Source organism: Citricoccus alkalitolerans (assembly GCF_039528175.1).
Taxonomy (GTDB): Bacteria; Actinomycetota; Actinomycetes; order Actinomycetales; family Micrococcaceae; genus Citricoccus; species Citricoccus alkalitolerans.
The window spans coordinates 21741-43259 of the sequence record NZ_BAAALH010000003.1 but is presented as its reverse complement, the minus strand read 5'-3'; the positions used below and the strand labels follow the sequence as shown (position 1 = coordinate 43259).

Below are 21519 nucleotides of genomic sequence, written 5' to 3'. Positions count from 1 at the left end.
TGGCCGCGGTTCTCGCAGATCTATATGGCGGCTCGCGTCGCTCAACGGCGGTTACGCCGGCTGTCGGCCCCACCTTCTTGGCCATTACTTTCCTCCCTCGGACGACAACGGTGGAAGGCTCTCCATAATTTCCGTGGTCCTCACAGATACGGCCACGACTTTCTCCAGAAGATCGAGGACGAACCGAGGGTTTCCATGTTCGGTACCCCATTGATTGGGGTCGTTGACGATCCCCGAGGCTTTGTCGGTGGAGACTTGGTACTGGCGCATGACCCATTCGATCGCCGAGCGGGATCCGAGCTGATACCGGTAGGCCGCTTCCGGGATGCCGTCAACGGTGATGTTCGGGTTGAGGATGATCCGCGAGGGGGTGTCTGCAGCCTTGTGGCCGGTTGGGAAGCGCATCTTATCGACGTGGTAGATGCTGTCCTCATCCCCGAAAGAAAGCTGGTCGCCGCCCTCGGCTCGAAGAGGGAACTGTTCGACGTCCTCGTAGTCCATGTGCAGGCTGGCAAGCTCCCGGCCAGCGGCCGTGAGAGCATGAAACGCGCTGTCCGAGACGTTGGGGATGCGGGGGAGCATCTGCTTGAGCTCACCTTTGTAGCGCTGGCGATACTCCGGTGCATGCAGCAGCCCGTAGACGAAATAGAAGACATCGTCCTTGGTGACGGCCGGACCGTAGAGGCTGCGCATGTGCGCCAGGAAGGCGTCGGTGATGTTGTCAACGCGGAGGTATCCATCGAGGACATCTTCGCCGATTTCCAAAGCGCCTTCCTCGACCGGGACCCAGGTGTAGCGCGGAAAGAAGTTGCCACCGGAACCAGCGCCTGTGACGTGCAGATCTGGCACAAGCCGAGTTGCAACTGCGGTGAAAGGAACTGCTGACCCCGGGCCCACAAGATAGAACCCGAAGTTCTCGTGCGCAGCGGTTGGGAAGTACCGGCGGGCAACCGCGGGCAGGTAGACAAGGCCGTCTGAGTGGTCGATGTGCTGGCGGAAGAAAGGCCGGTATAGCGCGAGGGTGGTGCGTCCGGATTGACGTTCGAGTGACTTTCCCTTTGCCAGTCGGTCGCGCAATGAACGGTTCCACTTGATCTGGGTTTCGTCGGTGGTCACGACTCCGCCGGTGTCTGTTCCCTTAGCACGGTCCAGGTGAGTGGCTTCCTTATGCGCCTGGAACCGAGTCTGCTCGTTCTTGTAGGTAGAGATAAATCGGCTGAGATTCTCATCCAGTGCTATGCGGGACGAGTTGTACACCCAGAAGTCCCGGTTGGTCTCCAGTCCTCGCGAGAATTCCGCAAAGACACGCACTGCGGTTGACTTTTGGTCGCCGAGGATGGGGTACGTGAGGTACTTTTCGTCGCGTTGGTTGATCCAGTCGCCGTGCTCGTTTGGGGTGATGGTGCTCCAGGGGATGTGGTGGATGTCCGCTTCCTCGATGATGGCGAGCTTGTCCTTGGCGGTGAGGTAGTCGCCGATGTCGCGGTAGTGGATCGCGCCGGGGCCGGTGTGGGCAGGGTTCCGGACGAGGAGGAAGATCGCGATGGTCGTCCTTCCCCCAGAACCGAAGACGTTGCCCTTCTCTTTCCGTCGCTTCTCGCCAGCGGTTCGGGCGTTGCCGCGGAGGTTGAAGACGTAGATTTCGGAGAACTCGTCGGCGAGGGTCTTGCGGACGCCGGCGGCGGTGTTGCCTTCGATCCACCCGCCGTTGGTGACGAAGCCGATGACGCCCTCGGCGCCGAGGCGGTCGGAAGCCCAGCGTATGGCGCGCATGTAGGAGTCGTAGAGGCTGTTCTTGTTGGTGGCCGCGGTCCGAGCGGCGTAGGTGTCGCGAATGCGGGCATCAAGCGTCGGGTAGTCGACGTTGGCGTTGTCGTCGTTCGCCGAGTTCTGGCCGACGGAGTAGGGCGGGTTGCCGACGATGACGCGGATGTCCAGGCCCTTCTGGTGTTCGGCGCGGGAGTTGTTGGTCGGGAAGACCACCTCGTCCTGGATGTCGCCGTCCTCGGTGAGCTGGAAGGTGTCGGTGAGGACGATGCCGTCGAAGGGCACGTAGCCCTCCTCGGCGAGATCTTTGCCGTCGCGTTCGGCGGCGAGGTCGTGGTAGGTGGTCTCGATGTTGACCGCGGCGATGTAGTAGGCCAGCAACAGGATCTCGTTGGCGTGGAGCTCGGAGGCGTATTTGCGGGCCAGGTCCTCCGGCTTGATGAGGCCGGATTGCAGCAGCCGGACGATGAACATACCGGTTCCGGTGAAGGGATCGAGCACGTGGACACCCGCGTCGCCCAGGGTCCGGCCGAACTGCTCGCGGAGGATCTCGTTGACACTGCGCAGGATGAAATCGACGATCTCCACCGGGGTGTAGACCACGCCCATGGAATCGGCTGTCGCGGGGAAGGCCTTCTTGAAGAACGATTCGTAGAGCTGGGTGATGATCTTTTGCTTGCCGGCGGCGTTGTCGATGTCCGCGGCGCGCAGGCGGACGGAATCGTAGAACCTTTCGAGCGTCGCGGCTTCGGCGTCGACGTGCACTGCGGTGAGCGCGGCGACCATGCGGTCCATGACCTGGGAGACCGGGTTGGACTTGGTGAACTCGTAGTCCGCGAACAGGGCATCGAAGACCGGCTTGGTGATCATGTGCTGGGCCAGCATCTCGATGGCCCCGTCGGGGGTGATCGATTCGTTCAGGTTGCCCCGCAGCGCTTCGAGGAATACGCCGAACTGTGCGGCGGCGTCCGTGGCGGGGTCCTCGACGAGCTGGGTGATGCGTTCGATGTGGGCTCGGGCGATGTCGGCGATGTCCTGGGCCCACTGCTCCAAGTACTGCTTGGTGCCGACCTTCTTGACCATGCGTGCGTAGATCGCATCGCGTAGCTCGTCCATCTGGGACAGCCGGAGCCCGAGCTTGGTCTGGGTGCCTTCCACGGAGGCCGAGGTGCCGTCGTCGTTGTGATCGAACCCGACGCCGATGACATCGATCTTGGGGTTGTGGTCCTTGTTGAGTTCGATCTTGTTGACCATGGCATCGAAACGCTCGTCATGGGCACGCAGGGCCTGCAGGACCTCCCAGACGACCTGGAAGTTCTTGTTCTGATCCAGGGCGTCCTCGGCCTCCACCCCGGCCTCCACGACGACCGGCAGGATGATGTAGCCGTATTTCTTGCCCGCCGATAGACGCATGACCCGCCCGACGGACTGCACGACGTCGACGACGCTCTTGCGCGGGTTCAAGAACATCACGGCGTCCAGGGACGGGACGTCCACACCTTCGGAGAGGCACCGGGCGTTGGACAGGACTCGGCAGGTGTTGTCCTCGGTGGTTTCGCGGAGCCAATCCAGGTGGCGGTTGCGCTCCATCACGTTCATCGTGCCGTCGACGTGCTCAACCTCGACCCGCAGCAGATCGTTCACCGGCTCGTCGTGCTCGGCATCGACGTAGGCGTCGATGACCTCGGTGAACTGCTGCTTGACCTGCTGGGAGGCCTTGATGCTCCGAGTGAACGCGACCGCCCTACGCATCGGCTGAGCATCGGCGGCAAAGGCGTGCTCAGAGTCCCCCCGCTTGGCCAGCCCGTTCCAGCAGCCCACCAGACGGGTGGCGTCATCGAGGGTGAGTTCACCGTCCTGGGCGAACGCCGTCTGTAGGGCCTCGTTCACGGATTCTCGATTGACGGTGAGGATCAGGACCTTGTAGTCGGTCAGCATTCCCATGTTCACGGCATCACCGAAACCGAGGCGGTACATCTCCGGGCCGTAGGTGTCCTCATCATCCATCGACGCCAACACGGCCTGGGCCTTACCGGCCTTGGCTTTGGAGGCGTCGTCATAGATCCGCGGGGTGGCCGTCATATACAGGCGCTTGGAAGCCTTGAGGTAGTGCCCGTCATGGACCCGGACGAAAGCCGATTCGTCGTTGGCGAGTTCGGTGACGCCAGTGGTGCGGTGGGCTTCGTCGCAGATGACGAGGTCGAACGGTTCGAGCCCGGCGATCTGTTGGGCCTGGGCGACGACGTCGATGGACTGGTAGGTGGCGAACACCACCCGCATGCCCTCGCCATTGGCCCGGGCATGCTTCATCCGTTGGGCCAGGATGCGGGGCTCTGTGGTGGCTGGCAGCGCCAGGTCCACCACGGAGATCTCCGGGCTGTCCTCGGTGCGACGCCGGGCCTTGGAGGCCTTGGCATCGGAGCACACGGCCATCGCGGTCATTCCCAGACGGGTCTGGTTGGACCACTCGCGCAGAGCCTGGGACAACAGGGCGATCGAGGGAACTAGGAACAGCACGCTCCCGGCGGCCCCGACCTCCTCTTCGGCCAGACGCAGCGAGGTGAAGGTCTTTCCGGTGCCGCAAGCCATGATCATCCGGCCGCGGTCATGCTCCCGGAACCCAGCCCGCACCGTGTCGATCGCGGTGCGCTGGTAGGGACGGAGATCGTCCTGCTCGGTGAGACTGAGCGCGGTAGGGGTCTGCGGGTCGAAGTAGGTCCAGTCGACGCGGGACTGCTCCAAATCGGGCAGCCCCAGACGGCGCACCGGGACCGCCTGATCCCGGATGGCCTCTTCGGCGTTGGGTCCCCACTTGGTTGAGGTCGAGACGATGATGCGCTCGGTGAATCCCGTCCGGCCGGAAGCCGCCAGGAATGAGTCGATGTCTCCCTTGGAGATATGCCGCTCGGGGGAGTAGAACTTGCATTGGATGGCCACCAGCCCCCCGTCGCGGCGTTGGGCGACCAGGTCAATGCCGATGTCGTGGCCGGTATTGCCGGGCCAATCTTCCCAGAGCCAGACGTCGGAGAACTGCTCGGCCCAGGTCGGGTCCGTCTGGAGGAAGGCCTGGATGAACCGTTCGAATCTGGAGCCCTTTTCCGCTTCCGAGCCTTCGGCGTAGTACATGCGGTCCAGGAGGTCCATGGGTGAAGGCGCGGTAATCATGCAAGCCATTATCGTCTAGCAAGAAGGCCGTTTCGTGCAGCGGCAGGCCCGCTCCGCCGACCACCACGGACGCGGGGATCCATGAGCCGCAGGATGGGATCGAAGAACGCCGGGATCTTTCTCAGAGTCCCTCGTGGTGGTGCAATTAGACATGCAACACAATGACCCCATCATGGCCCTCGCAAAATGGCGCTGGTCTGCAGCACTCGGCATCGGGCTAGCCGCAGCCCTGACACTCACAGCCTGCACCGACCCAGGCAACGAAAGCGTGGGCACCGAGGGAGGGGTTACCAGCCCGGATACGGGCACGCCGGATGCGGTTGCGCAACCCCCCGCCGAACCAACAACGGAATCACCGGGCCCCACCGCACCGCCCAAAGAGCCAACGACCGAAGAAGTACGCCAGTACTCCACCAAGGACGGCATGTTTACCTGGACGCTGCCTGCAGGGTGGACAGTCGCCCCGGGAGAGTTCTGGGAAGTCGAGAGTCCCGACGAGACGGACTATCCGGGTCAACCTTACGAGTATGTGGGATTCCAGAATGCAGCCCAAACCATTGGTTTCGATGTCGAGACCGGTAATGCATCCATAAAGCATGGCCGTCCATGGCCGGAGCTTATTGAAGTGCTCGACGCGAAGCACATGCCGGAGGTTCCCCAGTCCGAGCTGTATGGGGAGGTTTGGTACCGAGCAGCGCTGGTCCACTCCTATGACACGCCAGGCAGTCCCGGCGAGTATGAACTATGGGTGAGCGTGGCGGAAGGGGGCGACCCGCGCGGCGCCACAGGCGACGACCTTTGGGACTCCTGGGTCTTTACCACTCCGCGTGTCGAGGGTTATGAGCAGGAGGCGGGCAACTCGTTCCTGGGCTACACCGGTCAAGCTGAGGCTGAGCAAATCACTGGTCGAGAGGGCGAGGAGGCCGTACGTGCGCTGCTCGAGACGGAAGAATACGCCGAGCTCCGGGACGTCGCCACTTCAATGGTGGTCGAGATACCTTGAGGTCGGACATCACGGGCCTCTCAGCCAGGCCCATTGTCGACGTCTGGGCACCACGGGGCCGCGGTGCCGGCCATGGGGTCCCGTCCGGCCCTGGGGTGGAGAGCGGCGGGCCGCCTGCCAGGTTCAGGGCTGCGGCGTATCGTGCCAACGCAAGACGGTGCTGGGGGTGTGCGCCAACACGAATGCCCTGCTGGACGCGGCCGGAGTGCCGGCCCTCGATTCAGCCCCGTCCAGACGATCCATGGCATCAGGGGGTGGGCGCAGACATCGCCCTTCATGCCGGCCTGGTCTGCACGCAGGCCAGCTGCTGGGCCAGCTCTTCGATCTTGTCGGGGCGGAATCCGGACCAGTGATCGCCGGTCTCTGTGATGATCACGGGGGCCTGCATGTAGCCCAGGTCCCGCACCCGCTGCAGTGCTTCGGGGTCTTGGGACAGGTCCACGGTCTCGCAGGCGACGCCCTTCTTCTCCAGGGCCCTGTAGGTGGCGTTGCACTGCGCGCAGGCCGGCTTGCTATAGACGGTCACGGTGATCATGGTCTGGTCCTCTCGGATGGAACTGTCGTGGTCAGTGGCTGTGGATGAGGTCGGGGTCGATGCCGTCGCCGAACTCGGCGCCGGGGAAGCAGCGCGGGTGGATGCCGCTGGTGATCTGCTCCCGCAGTCGGTGATCGAGCTCGGGCAGTGCGTCCTGCACAGGGTGGCCTTTCATCAGGGCGTCGGCCCCGGCCTGGGGGACGGTGATCCATCCCTGCTGCCCACAGAACGGGCACACCGGGGTCAGGATGTCGGCACAGTTGTCTTGCATGCTGTCGTAGATCGCGTGGTGACTCATCTGGGGTTCCTCTCACCGTCGGGGGTAGGTTGGCCCTCTCCCCCGTTGTTTTTTGCCTGCTGGCGAAACGCAGTGAGCTGCCCCGGACGGAGCCGGCAGCAACCCGCAGGGCGGCGGAAGAAGAAAGCTTGGGAAGGAAACAAGCGACCGAGGAACGAGGGAGCGCCGAGCCAAGGTTTCTTCAGGAGCCGGCCCCGTAGCGCTAGCGGAGGGGCTTGTGCCGGTGGAGCCGGGGCACATAATCCGAAGGACAGCAGCAAAAAACGAAGAAGAAGCCGGCCCGCCAGGGCCGGTACCTGGTCCGATGCCGTCCCGGCGGACCAGGAAACCGTCGGCCGCTTGCGGCCGCCCTTGTTGTCCACAGGACCCGGCCGATCACGACCTTGCGACAGGCTCTGACGTTTAGGCTCGTGTCCATGGGTCAGGTCAGGCGGGCTCACCCGGAGTGGGTGATGATGGCCGATGCTGGCGTGCCGATCGCCGTGATCGCCCGGCTCAATGAGGCCGATCCCAAGTACGTTCGGAATTACATCCGCCAGCGGGGTGAGGCGTTGCGCGGCGGTCCCGCTCCTGCCCGGTTGTTCTTACATGATCGGCCCCGACCACGACCAGCGTATTTACCGGATCCGGATCGGCGCTGGCGGGCCCGATTGGAGGAACTACAGAGATTCTTGGTGGCACATCAGCGCCGGCCTCATGCCAGCGAGCACGACACGAACCGTGACGTGGGGGATGAGTGGGCGTTGGCGCATTGGCTGACGATGCAACGCTCTGAGGAGCGCCTCGGCCGTCTGGCCGCGCACCGGGCCCGACGGCTGGATCAGACGCTGCCGTCCTGGCGTATCGATGACCGGGCTCTGGCCGCCGAGGCCGCATGGCGACTGAAACTCGTCGAGGTGTTGCGCTTCCACGAGGCGCATGGGCGTCTGCCGCGCCGCAGCAAGAGCTCGAGTCCTGAGGAAACCGTGCTGGCCTCGTGGATCGAGGGACAACACGACCGTGACCGAGCCGGCACGCTCGATCCCAAACGCGCATTCTGGCTTGACCGCCAGGTGCCGGGCTGGAAAACCGCCCCTCGCAAGCGGCCCTCGTTCGAGTCTGCACCGTCCACCTGAAACCGGATACCTGCACTGTCACCGATATAGGTCCTGACAGCGGCCATGAGGAACCGAAACAGGGATTCGCCGGGCCGTCGGCGACCGTCAGTTATCACCTGTACGATTGCCAATCGAACATAGTTTCGATTCATTGGGGTGGAGAGTTGCTGGCTACCAAGGTCCGGGCCCTGGCTGAGGGGCTAGACGACCAACTCCGGACGCGCGTCGAGGACGGCGTGGTCATGGCCGGCTTCCCCTCGCCGTCCCAGGACTACACCACCGCCGAGATCGACCTGACCGAGCACCTGATGCCCAACCGGGCCTCGACGTACCTGGTGCGGGCTCGGGGACACTCGATGACCGGTGCCGGGATCTGGGACGGCGACGAACTCGTGGTCGATCGCTCGATCCGCCCCCAGCACGGCCACGTGGTGATCGCCGTACTCGACGGCGAGCTGACCGTGAAACGACTCAGCATCGGCACCGACGGCCGCGTGGTGCTCTCCTCGGAGAACCCCGCCTATCCCGACATCGCCGTCCCTTCCCTCTCGGACCTGCGGGTCTGGGGCGTGGTCACGGTGGCACTGCATCATGTCTCCCGCGCCTCGTGAGGCCATGATCGCCCTGGTGGACTGCCAGAGCTTCTACGCCTCGTGCGAGCGGGTCTTCGACCCCAGCCTGGAGAACCGCCCAATAGTGGTGCTGTCCAACAACGACGGCTGCGTCGTCGCCATGTCCCAAGAAGCCAAGACGCTGGGGATCCCGATGGGGATCCCGTGGTTCAAACTCGAGCCCATCGCCGCTGCCCAGGGCATCGTGGCGCGATCCTCCAACTACGAGCTGTACGGCAGCATTTCGGCCCGGGTCATGGAGGTCATCGGCCGGCACGCCGCCTGGCAAGAGGTCTACAGCATTGACGAGTCCTTCATCAGCCTGCGCGGCACCGTTGAAGAGTTGATCCAGGCCGGCCGACGCATCCGTCAGGACGTGGCCCGCTGCACCGGGGTTCCGGTGCGTGTGGGCATCGCTCCCACCAAGACGTTGGCGAAGGTCGCCCTGATCGGGGTGAAACGCTCCCGACCCCTGTCTCAGGTCGGGGTGTGCCACTTCGGGGCCTACTCCCCCACCCAACGGGACACCATTCTGGCCAGCATCCCCGTCATGGACCTGTGGGGCGTCGCCGGGCGCCTAGGCCGGCGCCTGGCGAATCTGAATATCCATACCGCCGCGGACCTCGCCGCCCAGGACCCCGGGCAGATGCGGCGGCGGTTCTCGGTGGTCGTGGAGCGCACCGTGCGCGAGCTGCGCGGCACCCCCTGCATCCCCCTCAAGGAGGAACCCCGCCAGTACAAGGACCAGCTGATCTACTCCCGCAGTTTCTCCGAACCGGTCACCACCACCCCGGCCATGCGCCAGGTCCTGTCCATCTACGCCCAGCAGCTCGCCTCCCGACTGCGCAACGCCGGGCAAGAGGCCCGGGTGCTCACGGCCTGGGCTTCAACGTCACCGTTCGCCACGGACCAGGAGCCCCATTCCCCTCAGATCAGTGCCGTACTGCCGGTGCCGACAGCCGAGCCGGTGACGATCGCACGCGGATCCTTAGGCCTGGCCGAGCTGATCCGCCCGGGCACCCGGTACGTGCGGGCCGGCGTCGTACTCACCGATTTGCGCCCCGCCGGCCAGGCCGAGACCCTGCCCGGCCTCGGCCCGCCCGGTGAGGGCCGCAACCTCGGCCCCACTCTGGACGCCGTGACAGCCCGCTTCGGAGTCGGGAGTATCGGGCTGGGATACGGAGGCCTCGGGGAACCCCCGTCCTGGCAGATGCGCCGTGCCATGCTCTCCCCCAGAGCCACCACCCACTGGGAGGAGCTCGTCACGGCCCACCTGTAAAAGACCCCCACGAGCCCCGGAACCAGTAGTGCGGCGTCTTCTTCTCAGTGCTCGCTGCGCCGCAGATTCATGATGCGCCAACCGGCGGGCACTCGTCCACGGAGCGTCGCCACTCCTGCCTCGTAGGACTCGGCTTCAGCCGTCAGCTCATCGATTCCTCGATCGCCAGCCCCGGTGTCATCGTCGGGGATGGTCTCGGTGACGGCGGTGATCTCCATCCATTCAGCCTATGCGCCCTCGGTCCACGGGGGCGTGTGCGGCAGACTGGGGCCCATGTGCGGACGGTATGTGATGGCCCGGGCCCTCGGAGACCTGGTAGCGAACGCCGGTGCGGTCGGGCCCAAGGAAGAACTGGCGCTTCGACCGAACTGGAACGTGGCCCCGACCAGCGAAGTCCCCATCATCTTGGAACGGGCAGTCGAGACCGAAACCCGCCGGGAGGTCCACGTGGCCCGGTGGGGCCTGGTCCCACCGTGGGCTAAGGACATCGCCGTCGGCTCGAGAGCCTTCAACGCCCGCTCGGAAACCGTCTCCTCGAAACCAACCTTTCGCGCGGCAGTGAAGGCCCGGCGATGCGCAGTCCCGGTCGATGGGTACTACGAATGGCTCAAGCCGCCCGCGGATGCGCCCAAGGGCACACCGAAGCGGCCCTTCTTCGTTCGCCCCGCAGACGGTTCGCCGATCTACTTCGCCGGGCTCTACGAATGGTGGAAAGACCCAGCAGCCGCGGAGGACGATGAGGGCCGGTGGCTTCTGAGTTGCACAATCCTCACCGGCCCCTCCCCCGAGACCGGCACCGACGAGCCGACCTTGGAGCAGCTGGCCGGTCTGCACGACCGTCTGCCCCTGCCTATGGACCGCGACACCATGGACACCTGGCTGAAGCCCGAGAAGCTAGCGTCCGCAGACGAGGCCGAAGCACTGGTCGAGGAGGTCCGGAACCAGGCCTACCGGACCGCCTCAACATGGACCCTGACCGAGGTCGGGACCGCCGTAGGCAACGTGCGAAACAACGGGCCGGAGTTGATCCAGACCGTGCAGGGTTCCTAGGCGGAACACTGACATACGTACAGCCTGACGCTTGGGTGCACCGGCAGCGTGTGTCTTGGACCATGGGGGACGGTACCGGCTTGGCCCTGGGGTCCATCCAGTGGTGCCGAATCAAGGGGCCCGGCGGTGGGTACCTGCGGAGGGGTGCTGTCGTGATCCTGCTGAGCCGATGGGGGTGGGTGCCGTTTCGGCTTTTGCCCTTTCCCGTATCCGGTCAGTGTCTCCGGTTGTTGTCCCGTGTCGTTCGATCCCGGGTCTCCGGCCGGCTCCTCGAAGCGGTGAGCCTGGTGCGGGTTCGGGTGACCTCGTCAGCGCCGGGGACGGGCGCAGTTCCGGCGCGGAGAGTTTCGAGCGCGTCGCGCAGGTAGGGCAGGGCGTATTCGACGTACCCTCGCCCGGCCGGGTGAATCAGTTCATCGTGGATCAACCGTTCACGGTAGACCGACTGATACCGCCGGTCTTCTCCCATGCGGACGGCGATGTCCGCGACGCGGGACGGGCCGGTGTCCTCGAGCATGGCGTTGAGGTAGTCGAGTTTCCTGCCGCTGATTTCTCGGAGAGCGGGCCGGTGAACGTTCTTGACCATCTCGCGGATGACCTCGGTGCGAATCTGTTCGATGTCGCCGATCTCGATGGTGTCGGCGTTGCCGGCGTGGGTCCAGGCGCGGGCCCCGACGAGCTGGATGAGGTACGGGTAGCCCTGAGAGACCTCGCCGGCGCGCACTGCGGCTTCGGGGGTGATGGTCTTGGGAGTATCGGCCACCGTTTGGCGAATGGTTTCGGCGGCAGTTCCGACAGGGACGCTACCGAGCTCTACACGGTGGGCTCGGCGCAGGAAGGTGGTCTTGTCGTTCTCCAGGAGGTCATCGAGGCCTGCACGGATGCCGGCGGCGACGAACCCGACCTGATGCCCACGACGGGTGAGGTCCTGAACATGCTGGGTGACCTCATGCAGTTGCGCGCGGTCGACGGACTGCAGCTCATCCAGGGTGATCAGCAGACCTGCCCCGGTGGCGTCCAGGATGCCGGCGAGCCGGTCGAGGAGGCGGCCGACGGGTAAGGCTTCGCCGTCGTAGCGTTCCACGACGTCACGCTGGGCAGAGACCCCGGAGAGTCCCGCGCCAGTCAGTCGGGACCGCTCAGCCTGAGGGTCACTCTCCCGCAGATGCTCGACGATCTCGGCCCGCAGTTCGGCCACGAGCGAGCTGGAGGCGGTGTGCAGAGTGATACACGTCCACCCTGCATCGGCGGCGACCGCCTCGAACTCGGTGAGCAGCACGGTTTTGCCTGCTCCGCGAGCTCCGGAGATCAGGACATTGCGTTGACCGGGCAATTCGCCGGCCACGGCCTGTTCGAACTCGCGGATGACGCTGGCCCGACCAGCAAGAATGGCTGGGCTCTGCCCGAAACCGGGGGTAAACGGATTAGTGACTGTTGCCATGAGGTGCCCTTGTCATGTTAGACCTTGTTAGACATTCTCAGCGTGTTAGACAGCGTTAGTCAATCCTAAGGACCGTCCAAGTTATCCTCCGGCGACCGGACGGCGACCTCAGCCTCTCCCTGTTTGAGGTCTCACATCGGCGCAGGTGACCAGCCGAGGCGTTGCGTGTCCATTACCTTGTAACTGACAAACTCTGTGAGTTCCGGACTCTGTGAGCCACGATCGCGACGGAGTGGACTGCGTATAGCGCGCTTCGCCCCCCCCCCTTTTGAGCGGCCGACTGTCTGCCCCAGGAGCCTTGTCAGGAAGAGAACGGCCGACCTCGGCGCACCATGCCCGGCATCTGCGTGAAAGGTTCCCCGTCGTTGTAGGCGGCCTCCAAGCGGAGGGTTTCGCGCTCCACCGCACGGGCGATGAAGTCCGACCAGCTGGTCGCTCCGGTGACCGGAATGGTGTGCACGTAAGCCGCTCGAGCACGCAGACGCTGCTCGTTGTCCTGGTAGAACGTCACCTTCCGCGGCTTCTCCTCCGCTGTCTCAGACACCGCAGTCGGTGCCGGTGTCGACTGCTGGTCCTGTGTCGGCGGCGGCATCGGAGTCGGCTCCGGGGTCGCAGGGGGTGCTGACGGGGCGGGCTCGACAGGTGCCGGCTGCACCGGGTCAGGCGCTGCCGGCGTCTTCGCAGTCTTGTCCGTCACCACCGGCGCAAGTGCATTCGATGCCTCTTCGGCGGCCGCTGACTCCCCCGCAATCAGGTCGTTGACCACGGAGGTGGAGCGGGCCTTCTTCAGGCCGACGCGGCGCAGTGATTTGAGCGCGTTGGCGCCGTCCTCTCCCCCGCTGCCTCTCGACACGTTGTCTGACCGGCTCACGAGTTGCTCCCCTCCCAGATACGACGGGCTACCAGTTTCATGGGCTCAAGCGAGGTGTTGGCTGATCTGCCGTAGCTCATCAGCGGGCGAGCCTCGGCATGGGCCAGCGCGAAAGCCTCACGGGCCGGCAGCGAGGGTTCGACCACGGCGTCGCCGTAGGTGTTCCTAATCTTCAGCGCCCAGTTCTCTTGGTCGCGCAGTCCTCGACGGAGGCGATTAAGAACGATGCCGGCCACCTGAAGGTTCTCATTGAACGCTTCCGAGACCTCGACCATGGTCTTGGCGATCTCACCGATGCCTTCGAAGGAGGAGGCTCGCGGCTCGGTGACCAGGATGGACCAGTCGGCCGCGGTCAAAGCGTTGACCGTGAGCATGCCCAGCGACGGCGGGGCGTCGATGATGACGATGTCGTACAGCTCCGAGACCCCGGACAGGGCCGAGCGCAGTCGGAACTCCCGGGCCAGCATCTGGTCCCGTTCCCGGGCTGCCAGGTGCCGTTCGGCAGCGATGACGTGGGGTGCGGCTTTGCCGATTTGCCAGGCCTCCCCGGCTTCGGTGATGGCGTCTGCCGCGGCACCGGCCGGGACGCGGAAGTTGTTGTCCGGGTCGCCGTAGATCACGTCGTTGAGGGTGAACTCCGGGTCAGTGACGGCCAGAGCACTGGTGGCGTTGCGTTGCGGGTCGGCGTCGATGAGGAGCACCTTCTTGCCCTCATGCAGGGCGTAGACCTCGGCCAAGCCGACGGCCACGGTGGTCTTGCCCACGCCGCCCTTCTGGTTGCACACGGCGATCACTCGGCTCACCCGGTGCCTCCACTCCTGCTGGTAGGTCCCCGGCGCGGGCAGCTGGAGGCAGGGGGCAGGCACTGCAGAACAATGCCGCTCCCCCGTCGTCCGGCTACGACGGGGCAAGATCGCCTGGCCCGAGACCGGCACCGCTGCTGCGGCCCGATCGTTCACGAGCGCGATCCTGTCACAGGCTAACCCGAAGCCCCGGGCGAACACCCTCACGAAACGCCGATATTGACGGTATCAACGCCATGGCCAGCAGTAACAGTCAGACAAGCTTGGCTGGCAATGCTGGTATTACTGTTTGGTACCCTGGCCAGTGATCGCCTCGTGATCGGTCAGGTTAGCTTGACTGTCATTGCTGGCATTACTGGCATTGCTGGCAATGGTATCTTCACTCGCCGAAGACTGATGGCAAGGTCTCCCCCCACCGGCCTTGCCGGTTGTGCCATCAATGCTGGTTTCACCATCACACATCTCCATAATGCTGGCATTATCGGCCTCGACGCTAAAACTGCCTAGGGATCATGAGCCGCTTGTTTGCAGCTTTAGTCGGAGAGGAAGATGCTGGTTCCGCGCAAAGGGCCTTGCCAGCATTACCGGTCTCACTGACTGAAATAGCCCTTTTGCTGGCACTACCGGCGAGCTCTGCACAGATGCCCTCGACGGCATACTTCGCGCAGGCCGCTTCAATATCGCCTGCGCTACTGGTATTGCTGTCAGTGCCAGTCGTGCCGTCAATGACTGCTTGCCAGTGGAGCCAGCAAAGCCAGCAGTGCCGCTTCACTGTCGAAGAGAGCACAGCAAACATGACCCGTTAGACCGTCAACGCCGGGATGGCCGGTTATGCCAGCATTACCGTTCGGCATTCACGGCCGTTGCCGACGTACTCCGATGAGCGATGCGCGGTCCACGGCGATTCTCACCACGTCGGCGAACCATCATGGCGGCGGTCGGCAGCCCTCCGACCGGCATGGCGCAGACGAACCCGGAGGCTTGAGCGACCTCGGTGCCGGGTCGACGGGATGAAGCCCACAGTGCACGCAGAGCAGGTGGGGACGGGCACGCTCCAGCGCACAACGCCACTGGCTTGGGCGGTCGCCTCCCGTCCCCTGCTCGTTGCATCCCGGCCGCGAGGTCCGGCACAAAACGGCAGACCCACGGGGCGGAGCCCAGGACGCCAGTGGGGGCGGTAATGCTGGCAATGCCATTAGTACTGGAACAACCGCCGTCGTTGACCCTGAGGCTGGCAAAGCCCGCAGTCCCAGCAATACCAGCATTGCCAGCGAGGCGCCCCCAGGTCCCGGGTGAAGTTCGGGCGGGCTTCCGCACACATGGCAGTCGGACCATCCACTACGCAGGAGCTCAGCATGACGATCACCGCCAATCCAGCACCAGTCGACCTCAACGCCATGGTGTCCGCACTCATTGATGGCCGAGGCGAATGCCTCACGGGTTTCGATGTGGAAGCCATTGTGTCTATGGCCTTCTTCGCCGACTGCCTCCGGTGAGGCGACACCGGTCGTGGGCATCGGGCTCTTCGACAGCATCGTGCAAGCCAGCCGCGTTTTCGAGCGGGGGAGCGTGGATCGGGGCCTCGCCGACTCCATTGCCAGCTCGACCGGTAATGCTGGCATGACCTCCACCCTCAGCAACCGGGTGCCGGGGGAAGGCGAGGTTCCGCTGTGAACAGCATCCTCTTCGGAGATGTCGAAGTCACGCCGGTCCCGCAGGTCGCGACCCTGCGCACAGCCGGCACCAACGCGTTGGCTACCGTGGGTCTTGGGCTTGGGTACCAGCCGGCCGATACCCAGGAGGACTAGGCGGCGTAGGCGCATTTATTAGTGGGTGACTGGTCACGTTGACATGCTGAGAGCGCGACACGCACTGAAGCCCTGACCGATGCGCAGTGGGCACTGCTGCGCCGCAAGGGCGTCCAGGCGGTCATCCCGCAGAGGGTCGACCTCTACCCAACCGGCCCCGCCGCGTGGCCAGGGGCGACCGACCGGTCTGTGTCGACACCGAGGCCTACAGACGGCGCAACGTCGTGGAAGGTTCCTTCAACGTGTTCAAGCAGTGGCGGGGTTTGGCCACCCGGTACGACAAGCTCACCCTGACTTGCCGCGGCGGTGTCATGCTGCCCGCCATCACCATCAGAATCAAAGCACTGGTAGACATCCCCCGATGGGAATCAGGTCTGCCACATTCACCGCGGCTCGGCCGACGAAAGATGCAGGGTATCCGTGACGTCGACCCACCGCACCACATCAAACACACTCCTCGTCAACAGACACCTCATCGTTCGGGGAGAACGCGACGCTGCTGGCGCGCCGTAAGCGCCGCGACTATGGCGCCCAGGTAGGGCACCGCAATAGCAAGAAGCAATAGGCCCAGACGGAGCAGAACCGATAGATGAGGGGCCCGGATTACTTTAATGACGGCCCAGAGCAGAAGAGCAAGGCAAGCGACCGCGGCCAGGGTAGGCGCGATCCACACCTCGGGCCTGAGGACTGGGTTGTTGGTCATGCCCCCATCCTCTCAACAACTCGGTCATCGACACCCAGCCGCTGTTTGCACCGGTCGCCATTCTGGGAGACAGGTTCTAGGGTCTGCAGCTGTACCCAGGCGGTAGCCTCAGCCGGGTACGAGGGTTGACTCCCATGGGTCCGGTGGCGGTTCGACCAACTCCCACAGCAGGGAGGCGTGCGCCAGGTCGTCGATGTACCCGGCGGACTGCGCTGCGGCACGTGCCGCCAGCCAGCTGTGCCAGACGGCGCGCTCGGCCCTGTACCGGGCGACCTGCTGGAAAACCTGCTCGAGGACGCCGAGTTGCTCGGCCAACGCCTCCAGGTTTGCGTCACTGGCAGTGGGGGAGAGGCTCCAGAGTCCGGCGGAGCCGGTGCACAGCCGCCATGACGCCAGCACGTTCAGCGCATCGTTGACCGCGGTCCGCGACAGCCCAGACTCCTGGACAAGGGTCTTCACCGGCACAGAGGTACCCAGCATCTCCAGGGCCTCGAACACCAGGGCCTCAGGCATGCCCAGTGACCGAAACACTGGGCGCAGGGCATGGATCTTCCCCGGTCGCCACGACCGTGCAGCAGCGGCCTGTTCTAGGTGGTCAGGTACGACCAGCCGGTAGGTGTCTGCCTCCGTGCCGTGACCCTTCTGGATGAGCGCAAGCAACGGCTCCGGGTCCTGGACCAGTTCGCGGAGATGGCGAGAGACCGTGCTGGCATCACTGCCGATGGCCACGGCCAGGGCACGGACCCCGAAAGCGACCACGACATCGCCGGTCTTCATGCAGGCTTCCGCCACGGCCCGGAGCAGCAGGCGCTTGGTGAGCGAATTGCGATCACTACCCAGCCGGGTATCCACGACCTTTAGGGCGTTCAGCCAGGTCCGCACCTGCTGGGAGGCAGATACTGAGGGCCCCCCCTGTGTAGAAGGCTGGCTTGTGTTGGATTTACGGACAGGGCTCTGAGTCGCGAATCTTTGGGCCTCAACCCAGTCCCGTCGCAGCGCTGCCTGCCGATGGGTGGGGGAGTAGCGCGAGTAGAACTGGGCCAGGCCGGGCCACACGCCGTTGAGGATCCTGGCCTGGATGTCGACGAGGCCCAGTCCGGACCCCGCGGCGTTGACCAGGACGGCCTGCCGTGCCTCGGAGGCCGAGGCGTACCGCGTGTGGTTCCACGTCCCGTCGGTGGCTGTGCGCAGCATCTCCGTGGACATGGTCCGGCCCGAGACGGCCACTGGGCCGGACGCATCGGCTGAGACCACCCCATCCGGCTCGGCTTCGTCGTACCGGTGGGCCCGGACCATGGCCCGGTACTCGGACAGCTCCTCCCAGAGCCGGTCGAAGGCATCCTGACCGTTGCGGTGGGTGGCGACGGCCACCGCGTCTTCCAGGCCCATCTCCAGCTGCTGGTGGCCGCCGGCACGGTGAACCGACCCGGGGGTGCGGATGCATCCGCTGATGATGGACCGGTGCGGTGAAGGGTCCAGGGTGGGGCAGGCGATCGCCAGGGCCTCGACCAGCTCACGGGCCACATGGAAGGGCACGGGCTCGCGTAGTGGCACGTAGACGTGGCGCCCACCGGAAGGGGACCGGTCGCGGATCCAGGAGGCGCCGGCGGCGTGCAAGAGGCCCGTGGTCGTATGCACGTCTGACAGGACGGCAGGCTCCCCACCGGTGGCGGGTTTGGCGTCGAAGTCCAGGCACAGGGTCCGGCACATCCCGTCACGGGTGTGAATAAGGACGGCTGCTGGACGGACGGGTGGCTTGGCCAGGATCTCGTGCAGGTCGACCTCGGACCGGGCCGGGTAGTTGCGTCCGCCGTCTCGGGAGACGCGGACGCGGTCGCGGCCGCCGAGTGCGGGGGCTAGGGCTCGCCAGATGGCACCGTGGTCGGTTCGACGCGCGGGGGTGCGTGATGCTGGCAGTCCCTCTTCAGGCTGCGTTACGATGGCGATGTTCCTTCCGGGAACGTCAAAGCACCGGTACCCACCGTGGTGTGAGAGTCAGGTGGGCCGGTCAGTTGGCTAAGTGCATATCGAAGTAGTGATGGAGCCTTGGGCTCTACCTCCTTCTGGTCGGCGGCCCTTGCAGGGGCCTTCGGTCTACTGACGTATCGGATTGCAGTCCGTTCCGTCGAGGTGAGGTGTAGTTACACGATGTCCGGTTTTCCGGCGGGCCCCGGCAACGGCCCCTGGTGTCCGGCTTCTTGATGGGCCCGCTTCTGCGGGCCCATCTTTTTGTCCGGAGTGGCTACGCGATCCGTTGCCCCTCCTGGGTGAGGTTCGCGGCGATCAGCCGCTCCACGTACTCAGACACGGTGAGGTTCGACTGCTCGGCTTTCGACTTCAGTCGTGGCTGCAAGTCCGCGGGGATGCGTGTCCCCACGAAGGCCCGGTCGCCTTTGGAATCGGACCGTCGTGTCGTGGCTCGAGCCGTCGAACCGTTGCCGGAGGTGGTGACGGATTGCTTCATCGCGTCGCTCCTTCGATGTCTGACTGGTGGTTGATGCCTTCGAAGTTACCACCGTGTGATTCACCTCTGTGCCAGTGCCCATGCCGCATCTTTCCGCCCCAGCACTGGGATGGGCTGCCCATCGCCGAGCGCGTCGTTGCCGGCTCCGGGCTGGCTCGAACCGACCGGCAATGCCTCCAGAAACGGCTATGGCGTCAGTGCTGTCATTCCCGTCATTGCCATTCATGCCAGCATTACCGGCTATGCCGCCAGCGTGGTGATTTCTGATGTGGGGGAGCATCCTGTTACAGGCTAATTTCTGCCTCACGTGGCTGTGTGGAAGACGCCGTTGATGGCAATGCCAGCATTGCTGTGCCGCGGCAGATCTGCAGCCGGTTCCGGGCACGCCAGCATTACCGCTCTGCTCCTGCCCAGGGCCGGATACGCGCCCGGACCAGGGGAGTGGTCGGCGGCCCGGGCCGGGATGTGGCCCGTGTGCCTCAAGATCGGCCAGAGATTTTTTTCTCAGCCGCTGGCGTGTTGGGCGTGTCGTGCTCTCAGCGGCAGTCCGACCAGGCGTCACCGCAGCGGGGCCGGCAGGATCGAAGTGAGGTTGCGGCCGGTGGAGTCGATGGTCTCGCGCTGCCGGAACTTCGCCGGACTCGAGATCCCGGCCCTCTCCATGGGGTCGCCCAGGACGTCCGAGACGTTGTCGCGGCGCAGCCAGTGCGGGGTGGCTGCCAGCATGGAGGAGGCCTGCACCATGGCGTCCACATCGTGGGCAGGTGCCAGGTCGATCCCGGCCAGACTGGCCGGCTGCCAGCGGTCGGCTCCGGTACCGGTGGGAAACCAGCAGGTGGTGTCCATGAAGCGTTTGGCGACCTGGTGGCGGGCCGGGAGGTCCCAGTGGTGGGCCGCCGTCCGGCGCCGGTGCTGGCCAGTAGGTCCGGTGTGGAGTATTTCTCCCCGTACACGGTGCTGCGAGCACGGGAGCGTAGTTTCCGAAGTAGCCACCTGTCCGTGGGACGACGGGGTTAGTAGCTGTAGTCATGAATTTTGTTCTCCTCGGTGAACTCGAAGTAATACCTGCGGGGTTGTGTTCCCGGTTCTTCGGGGATGTCGCTGCCGTCGGGGGAGTCCCAGGCCCACTTTGCGGTCACGGAAACACCGGTCTCGCTGGATTCAGTGGCGTAGTTGAGCTCGACGTTGGGCACCGAGGTAGCTCCGCGTTCGGCGGCTTCGAGCCATTCGGCTCCGGTGGCAGGCCGTTCGGGGGCGATGACGACCACGGCTCGGTCCTTGGTCATCAAGGGTCGGGCCCGAAGTTCAGCGGCGGTGCGGTTGAGGTCCTCGTCCGGGGTCCAGGTCGTCATGATGCGCGCGGCTTCCAGAGCTATCTGTTGGCGATCGCTGACTCCATCTGAGACAGGCTCGTCGGAGACTGCGGGGCTGGTAGCGGGGGAGGTTGGGGCCGTGGTGGCTACGGGGTCGTCGCGGCTCCACGGTTGAGTGAAAGCCAGCGCCACTCCAACACCAACCAGTGCGGCGAGGACTGCGATGGCAATGTAGGCCAGAAGCCGGGTGCGGTTCATAATGCGATGCCCATCTGGATCAGGATCGGATAGGGGTCCAGGGCGTGCTCGTAGGTGGGCCGAGTGTCGTCGGCTACGGGTGCGTTGATCTGGAAGTGCAGGTGCGCCCGTGCTGAGTTGCCCGAGCTGCCCTCCTGGCACAGCGGGGTTCCCGTGGCGATGGTGTCGCCGCGGCCGATGTGGAGGGTGTCAGGGGTGCAGTGGTGGAACTGGAAGACCAGCCCTGGGTCATCGGTCATCCGGCCGACGACGTAGTGGCCCTGGTACTGGTTGACCCCGGCGTCGGTCACGCGAAGGTCGGTAGGGGCCACAATGGTGGCCCCGCCTCCGGTGGAGAAGTCCAGGCCACGGTGGGTGGAGACGTATTCGTTGCACGCCACCCCAGCTACACAGCCGCGGTACCCGTAGCGACTGGTCAGGACACCACCGGGTAGGGGGTGGGTCCATTCCCCGGTGCCGAGTTCGCCGATGACGGATCCGCCCGGAGGGGCGCAGTCGGCGGAGTAGTCCAGCTGGGCCAGGTCGTTGATCTTGCGGACGTAGGCCTGGGTCTCCGGGAACGGCGGGACGCCGTTGTGCTGGAGCACGGCTGCGGGGCCGGCGTTGTACGCCGCCAGGGTCAGGTCGACCCGCTCGGCCTCGGTGGTGCCCAGATGCTGGACGTCTGCGCGGATGGCCTTCATATACCGGCCCAGGGCAGTGATGCCGGCCTTCGCGTCGAAGGGATCGGCGCCTTGGCCGTACTCGGCCCAGGTGGCGGGCATGAACTGCGCGATACCGCGTGCTCCGACGGGGGAGCGGGCCTGGGGGTTCCAGTTCGATTCAGACTGGATCTGGGCGGCGACCAGCGCCGCCGGAACCCCGGCCTCGCTGGCTGCTGCACTGACGTCTTCGCGGTACTGCTCAGGAATGCCGGCAGTGCTGCCACCGGCCGGAATGCAACCGGTGTTAGCGGCGGGAGTGGGCTCGTCCAACATCATGAGTATCACCGGGATGAGGATCAGCAGCCCCACGACGGCGGCTGCTGCGCCCATCGGTAGCAGGCTGCGAGAG

Annotated in this window: 19 protein-coding genes; 7 read left to right on the top strand and 12 right to left on the bottom strand. The window is 65.0% G+C overall.

From position 1 onward, the window contains the following. Positions 1-84: 84 nt before the first annotated feature. Positions 85-4932: a DEAD/DEAH box helicase gene (locus ABD134_RS15155; protein ID WP_344231039.1), complete on the bottom strand. Its 4848-nt coding sequence runs from the start codon at positions 4930-4932 to the stop codon at positions 85-87. A gap of 172 nt (positions 4933-5104) precedes the next feature. Here ABD134_RS15155 and ABD134_RS15150 point away from each other — a divergent pair, with 172 nt between their 5' ends. After that, complete coding sequence (locus ABD134_RS15150; RefSeq protein ID WP_344231037.1) at positions 5105-5935, top strand: hypothetical protein; 831 nt, start codon at positions 5105-5107, stop codon at positions 5933-5935. Between the two features lie 274 nt (positions 5936-6209). Here the strand turns inward: ABD134_RS15150 and nrdH are convergent, their stop codons facing one another. Further along, a complete protein-coding gene (gene nrdH / locus ABD134_RS15145; RefSeq protein ID WP_344231163.1) occupies positions 6210-6467 on the bottom strand; it encodes a glutaredoxin-like protein NrdH in 258 nt (85 codons plus the stop codon). Between the two features lie 34 nt (positions 6468-6501). Next, positions 6502-6768, bottom strand: coding sequence for a hypothetical protein (locus tag ABD134_RS15140; RefSeq protein ID WP_344231035.1), 267 nt, complete (start codon positions 6766-6768; stop codon positions 6502-6504). A 416-nt stretch (positions 6769-7184) separates the two neighbouring features. On the opposite strand from ABD134_RS15140, the gene ABD134_RS15135 reads away from it, so the two are divergent. From ABD134_RS15135 to ABD134_RS15125, 3 genes are all read left to right on the top strand, one after another. Continuing rightward, a complete protein-coding gene (locus ABD134_RS15135; RefSeq protein WP_344231033.1) occupies positions 7185-7883 on the top strand; it encodes a helicase associated domain-containing protein in 699 nt (232 codons plus the stop codon). 224 nt (positions 7884-8107) lie between these two features. After that, the gene (locus ABD134_RS15130; protein WP_344231162.1) at positions 8108-8476 is read left to right on the top strand and encodes a LexA family protein; all 369 of its coding nucleotides are present in this window, start codon (positions 8108-8110) and stop codon (positions 8474-8476) included. Further along, positions 8457-9755, top strand: a complete 1299-nt coding sequence (locus ABD134_RS15125; protein ID WP_344231031.1) for a Y-family DNA polymerase — start codon at positions 8457-8459, stop codon at positions 9753-9755. The genes ABD134_RS15130 and ABD134_RS15125 overlap by 20 nt, the downstream gene beginning before the upstream one ends. 44 nt (positions 9756-9799) lie before the next feature. Here ABD134_RS15125 and ABD134_RS15120 read toward each other — a convergent pair whose 3' ends face one another. Then, positions 9800-9973 carry a hypothetical protein gene (locus ABD134_RS15120; RefSeq protein WP_344231029.1) on the bottom strand — a complete coding sequence of 58 codons (174 nt, stop codon included), beginning with the start codon at positions 9971-9973 and terminating at the stop codon, positions 9800-9802. Positions 9974-10028: 55 nt separating this feature from the next. On the opposite strand from ABD134_RS15120, the gene ABD134_RS15115 reads away from it, so the two are divergent. Continuing rightward, the gene (locus ABD134_RS15115) at positions 10029-10805 is read left to right on the top strand and encodes an SOS response-associated peptidase (RefSeq protein ID WP_344231027.1); all 777 of its coding nucleotides are present in this window, start codon (positions 10029-10031) and stop codon (positions 10803-10805) included. Between the two features lie 214 nt (positions 10806-11019). Here ABD134_RS15115 and ABD134_RS15110 read toward each other — a convergent pair whose 3' ends face one another. The 3 genes from ABD134_RS15110 to ABD134_RS15100 all read right to left on the bottom strand — a co-directional run bounded on the left by ABD134_RS15110 (position 11020) and on the right by ABD134_RS15100 (position 13920). Then, positions 11020-12246, bottom strand: coding sequence for an ATP-binding protein (locus tag ABD134_RS15110; protein WP_344231026.1), 1227 nt, complete (start codon positions 12244-12246; stop codon positions 11020-11022). 301 nt (positions 12247-12547) lie between these two features. Beyond that, positions 12548-13117: a ParB family protein gene (locus ABD134_RS15105; protein WP_344231025.1), complete on the bottom strand. Its 570-nt coding sequence runs from the start codon at positions 13115-13117 to the stop codon at positions 12548-12550. Next, positions 13114-13920, bottom strand: coding sequence for a ParA family protein (locus tag ABD134_RS15100; RefSeq protein WP_159554258.1), 807 nt, complete (start codon positions 13918-13920; stop codon positions 13114-13116). Before ABD134_RS15100 ends, ABD134_RS15105 begins: the two co-directional genes overlap by 4 nt. 273 nt (positions 13921-14193) lie before the next feature. On the opposite strand from ABD134_RS15100, the gene ABD134_RS15095 reads away from it, so the two are divergent. Together ABD134_RS15095 and ABD134_RS15090 are read left to right on the top strand one after the other, a co-directional pair. Beyond that, on the top strand, positions 14194-14427 hold the full coding sequence (locus tag ABD134_RS15095) for a hypothetical protein (protein WP_344231021.1): 234 nt from the start codon (positions 14194-14196) through the stop codon (positions 14425-14427). Positions 14428-15275: 848 nt separating this feature from the next. Continuing rightward, positions 15276-15416: a hypothetical protein gene (locus ABD134_RS15090; protein WP_344231019.1), complete on the top strand. Its 141-nt coding sequence runs from the start codon at positions 15276-15278 to the stop codon at positions 15414-15416. 1123 nt (positions 15417-16539) lie between these two features. Here the strand turns inward: ABD134_RS15090 and ABD134_RS15085 are convergent. The 5 genes from ABD134_RS15085 to ABD134_RS15065 form a co-directional block, all read right to left on the bottom strand. Further along, positions 16540-18141 carry a MarR family transcriptional regulator gene (locus tag ABD134_RS15085; RefSeq protein ID WP_344231017.1) on the bottom strand — a complete coding sequence of 534 codons (1602 nt, stop codon included), beginning with the start codon at positions 18139-18141 and terminating at the stop codon, positions 16540-16542. Between the two features lie 532 nt (positions 18142-18673). Further along, positions 18674-18895: a hypothetical protein gene (locus ABD134_RS15080; RefSeq protein ID WP_344231015.1), complete on the bottom strand. Its 222-nt coding sequence runs from the start codon at positions 18893-18895 to the stop codon at positions 18674-18676. A 558-nt stretch (positions 18896-19453) separates the two neighbouring features. Further along, positions 19454-19741: a hypothetical protein gene (locus ABD134_RS15075; protein ID WP_344231013.1), complete on the bottom strand. Its 288-nt coding sequence runs from the start codon at positions 19739-19741 to the stop codon at positions 19454-19456. 167 nt (positions 19742-19908) lie between these two features. Beyond that, complete coding sequence (locus tag ABD134_RS15070) at positions 19909-20247, bottom strand: hypothetical protein (RefSeq protein ID WP_344231011.1); 339 nt, start codon at positions 20245-20247, stop codon at positions 19909-19911. Positions 20248-20462: 215 nt separating this feature from the next. Then, the gene (locus ABD134_RS15065) at positions 20463-21500 is read right to left on the bottom strand and encodes a transglycosylase SLT domain-containing protein (RefSeq protein WP_344231009.1); all 1038 of its coding nucleotides are present in this window, start codon (positions 21498-21500) and stop codon (positions 20463-20465) included. Positions 21501-21519 lie beyond the last annotated feature (19 nt).

Coding starts and splice junctions, on each gene's coding strand:
- ABD134_RS15155 (WP_344231039.1), bottom strand. CDS start 4,932: ATGATTACCGCGCCTTCACCCATGGACCTCCTGGACCGCATGTACTAC.
- ABD134_RS15150 (WP_344231037.1), top strand. CDS start 5,105: ATGGCCCTCGCAAAATGGCGCTGGTCTGCAGCACTCGGCATCGGGCTA.
- ABD134_RS15140 (WP_344231035.1), bottom strand. CDS start 6,768: ATGAGTCACCACGCGATCTACGACAGCATGCAAGACAACTGTGCCGAC.
- ABD134_RS15135 (WP_344231033.1), top strand. CDS start 7,185: ATGGGTCAGGTCAGGCGGGCTCACCCGGAGTGGGTGATGATGGCCGAT.
- ABD134_RS15130 (WP_344231162.1), top strand. CDS start 8,108: ATGGCCGGCTTCCCCTCGCCGTCCCAGGACTACACCACCGCCGAGATC.
- ABD134_RS15125 (WP_344231031.1), top strand. CDS start 8,457: ATGTCTCCCGCGCCTCGTGAGGCCATGATCGCCCTGGTGGACTGCCAG.
- ABD134_RS15120 (WP_344231029.1), bottom strand. CDS start 9,973: ATGGAGATCACCGCCGTCACCGAGACCATCCCCGACGATGACACCGGG.
- ABD134_RS15115 (WP_344231027.1), top strand. CDS start 10,029: ATGTGCGGACGGTATGTGATGGCCCGGGCCCTCGGAGACCTGGTAGCG.
- ABD134_RS15110 (WP_344231026.1), bottom strand. CDS start 12,246: ATGGCAACAGTCACTAATCCGTTTACCCCCGGTTTCGGGCAGAGCCCA.
- ABD134_RS15095 (WP_344231021.1), top strand. CDS start 14,194: ATGCTGGTATTACTGTTTGGTACCCTGGCCAGTGATCGCCTCGTGATC.
- ABD134_RS15090 (WP_344231019.1), top strand. CDS start 15,276: ATGACGATCACCGCCAATCCAGCACCAGTCGACCTCAACGCCATGGTG.
- ABD134_RS15085 (WP_344231017.1), bottom strand. CDS start 18,141: ATGTGCCGGACCCTGTGCCTGGACTTCGACGCCAAACCCGCCACCGGT.
- ABD134_RS15080 (WP_344231015.1), bottom strand. CDS start 18,895: ATGAAGCAATCCGTCACCACCTCCGGCAACGGTTCGACGGCTCGAGCC.
- ABD134_RS15075 (WP_344231013.1), bottom strand. CDS start 19,741: ATGGACACCACCTGCTGGTTTCCCACCGGTACCGGAGCCGACCGCTGG.
- ABD134_RS15070 (WP_344231011.1), bottom strand. CDS start 20,247: ATGACGACCTGGACCCCGGACGAGGACCTCAACCGCACCGCCGCTGAA.
- ABD134_RS15065 (WP_344231009.1), bottom strand. CDS start 21,500: ATGGGCGCAGCAGCCGCCGTCGTGGGGCTGCTGATCCTCATCCCGGTG.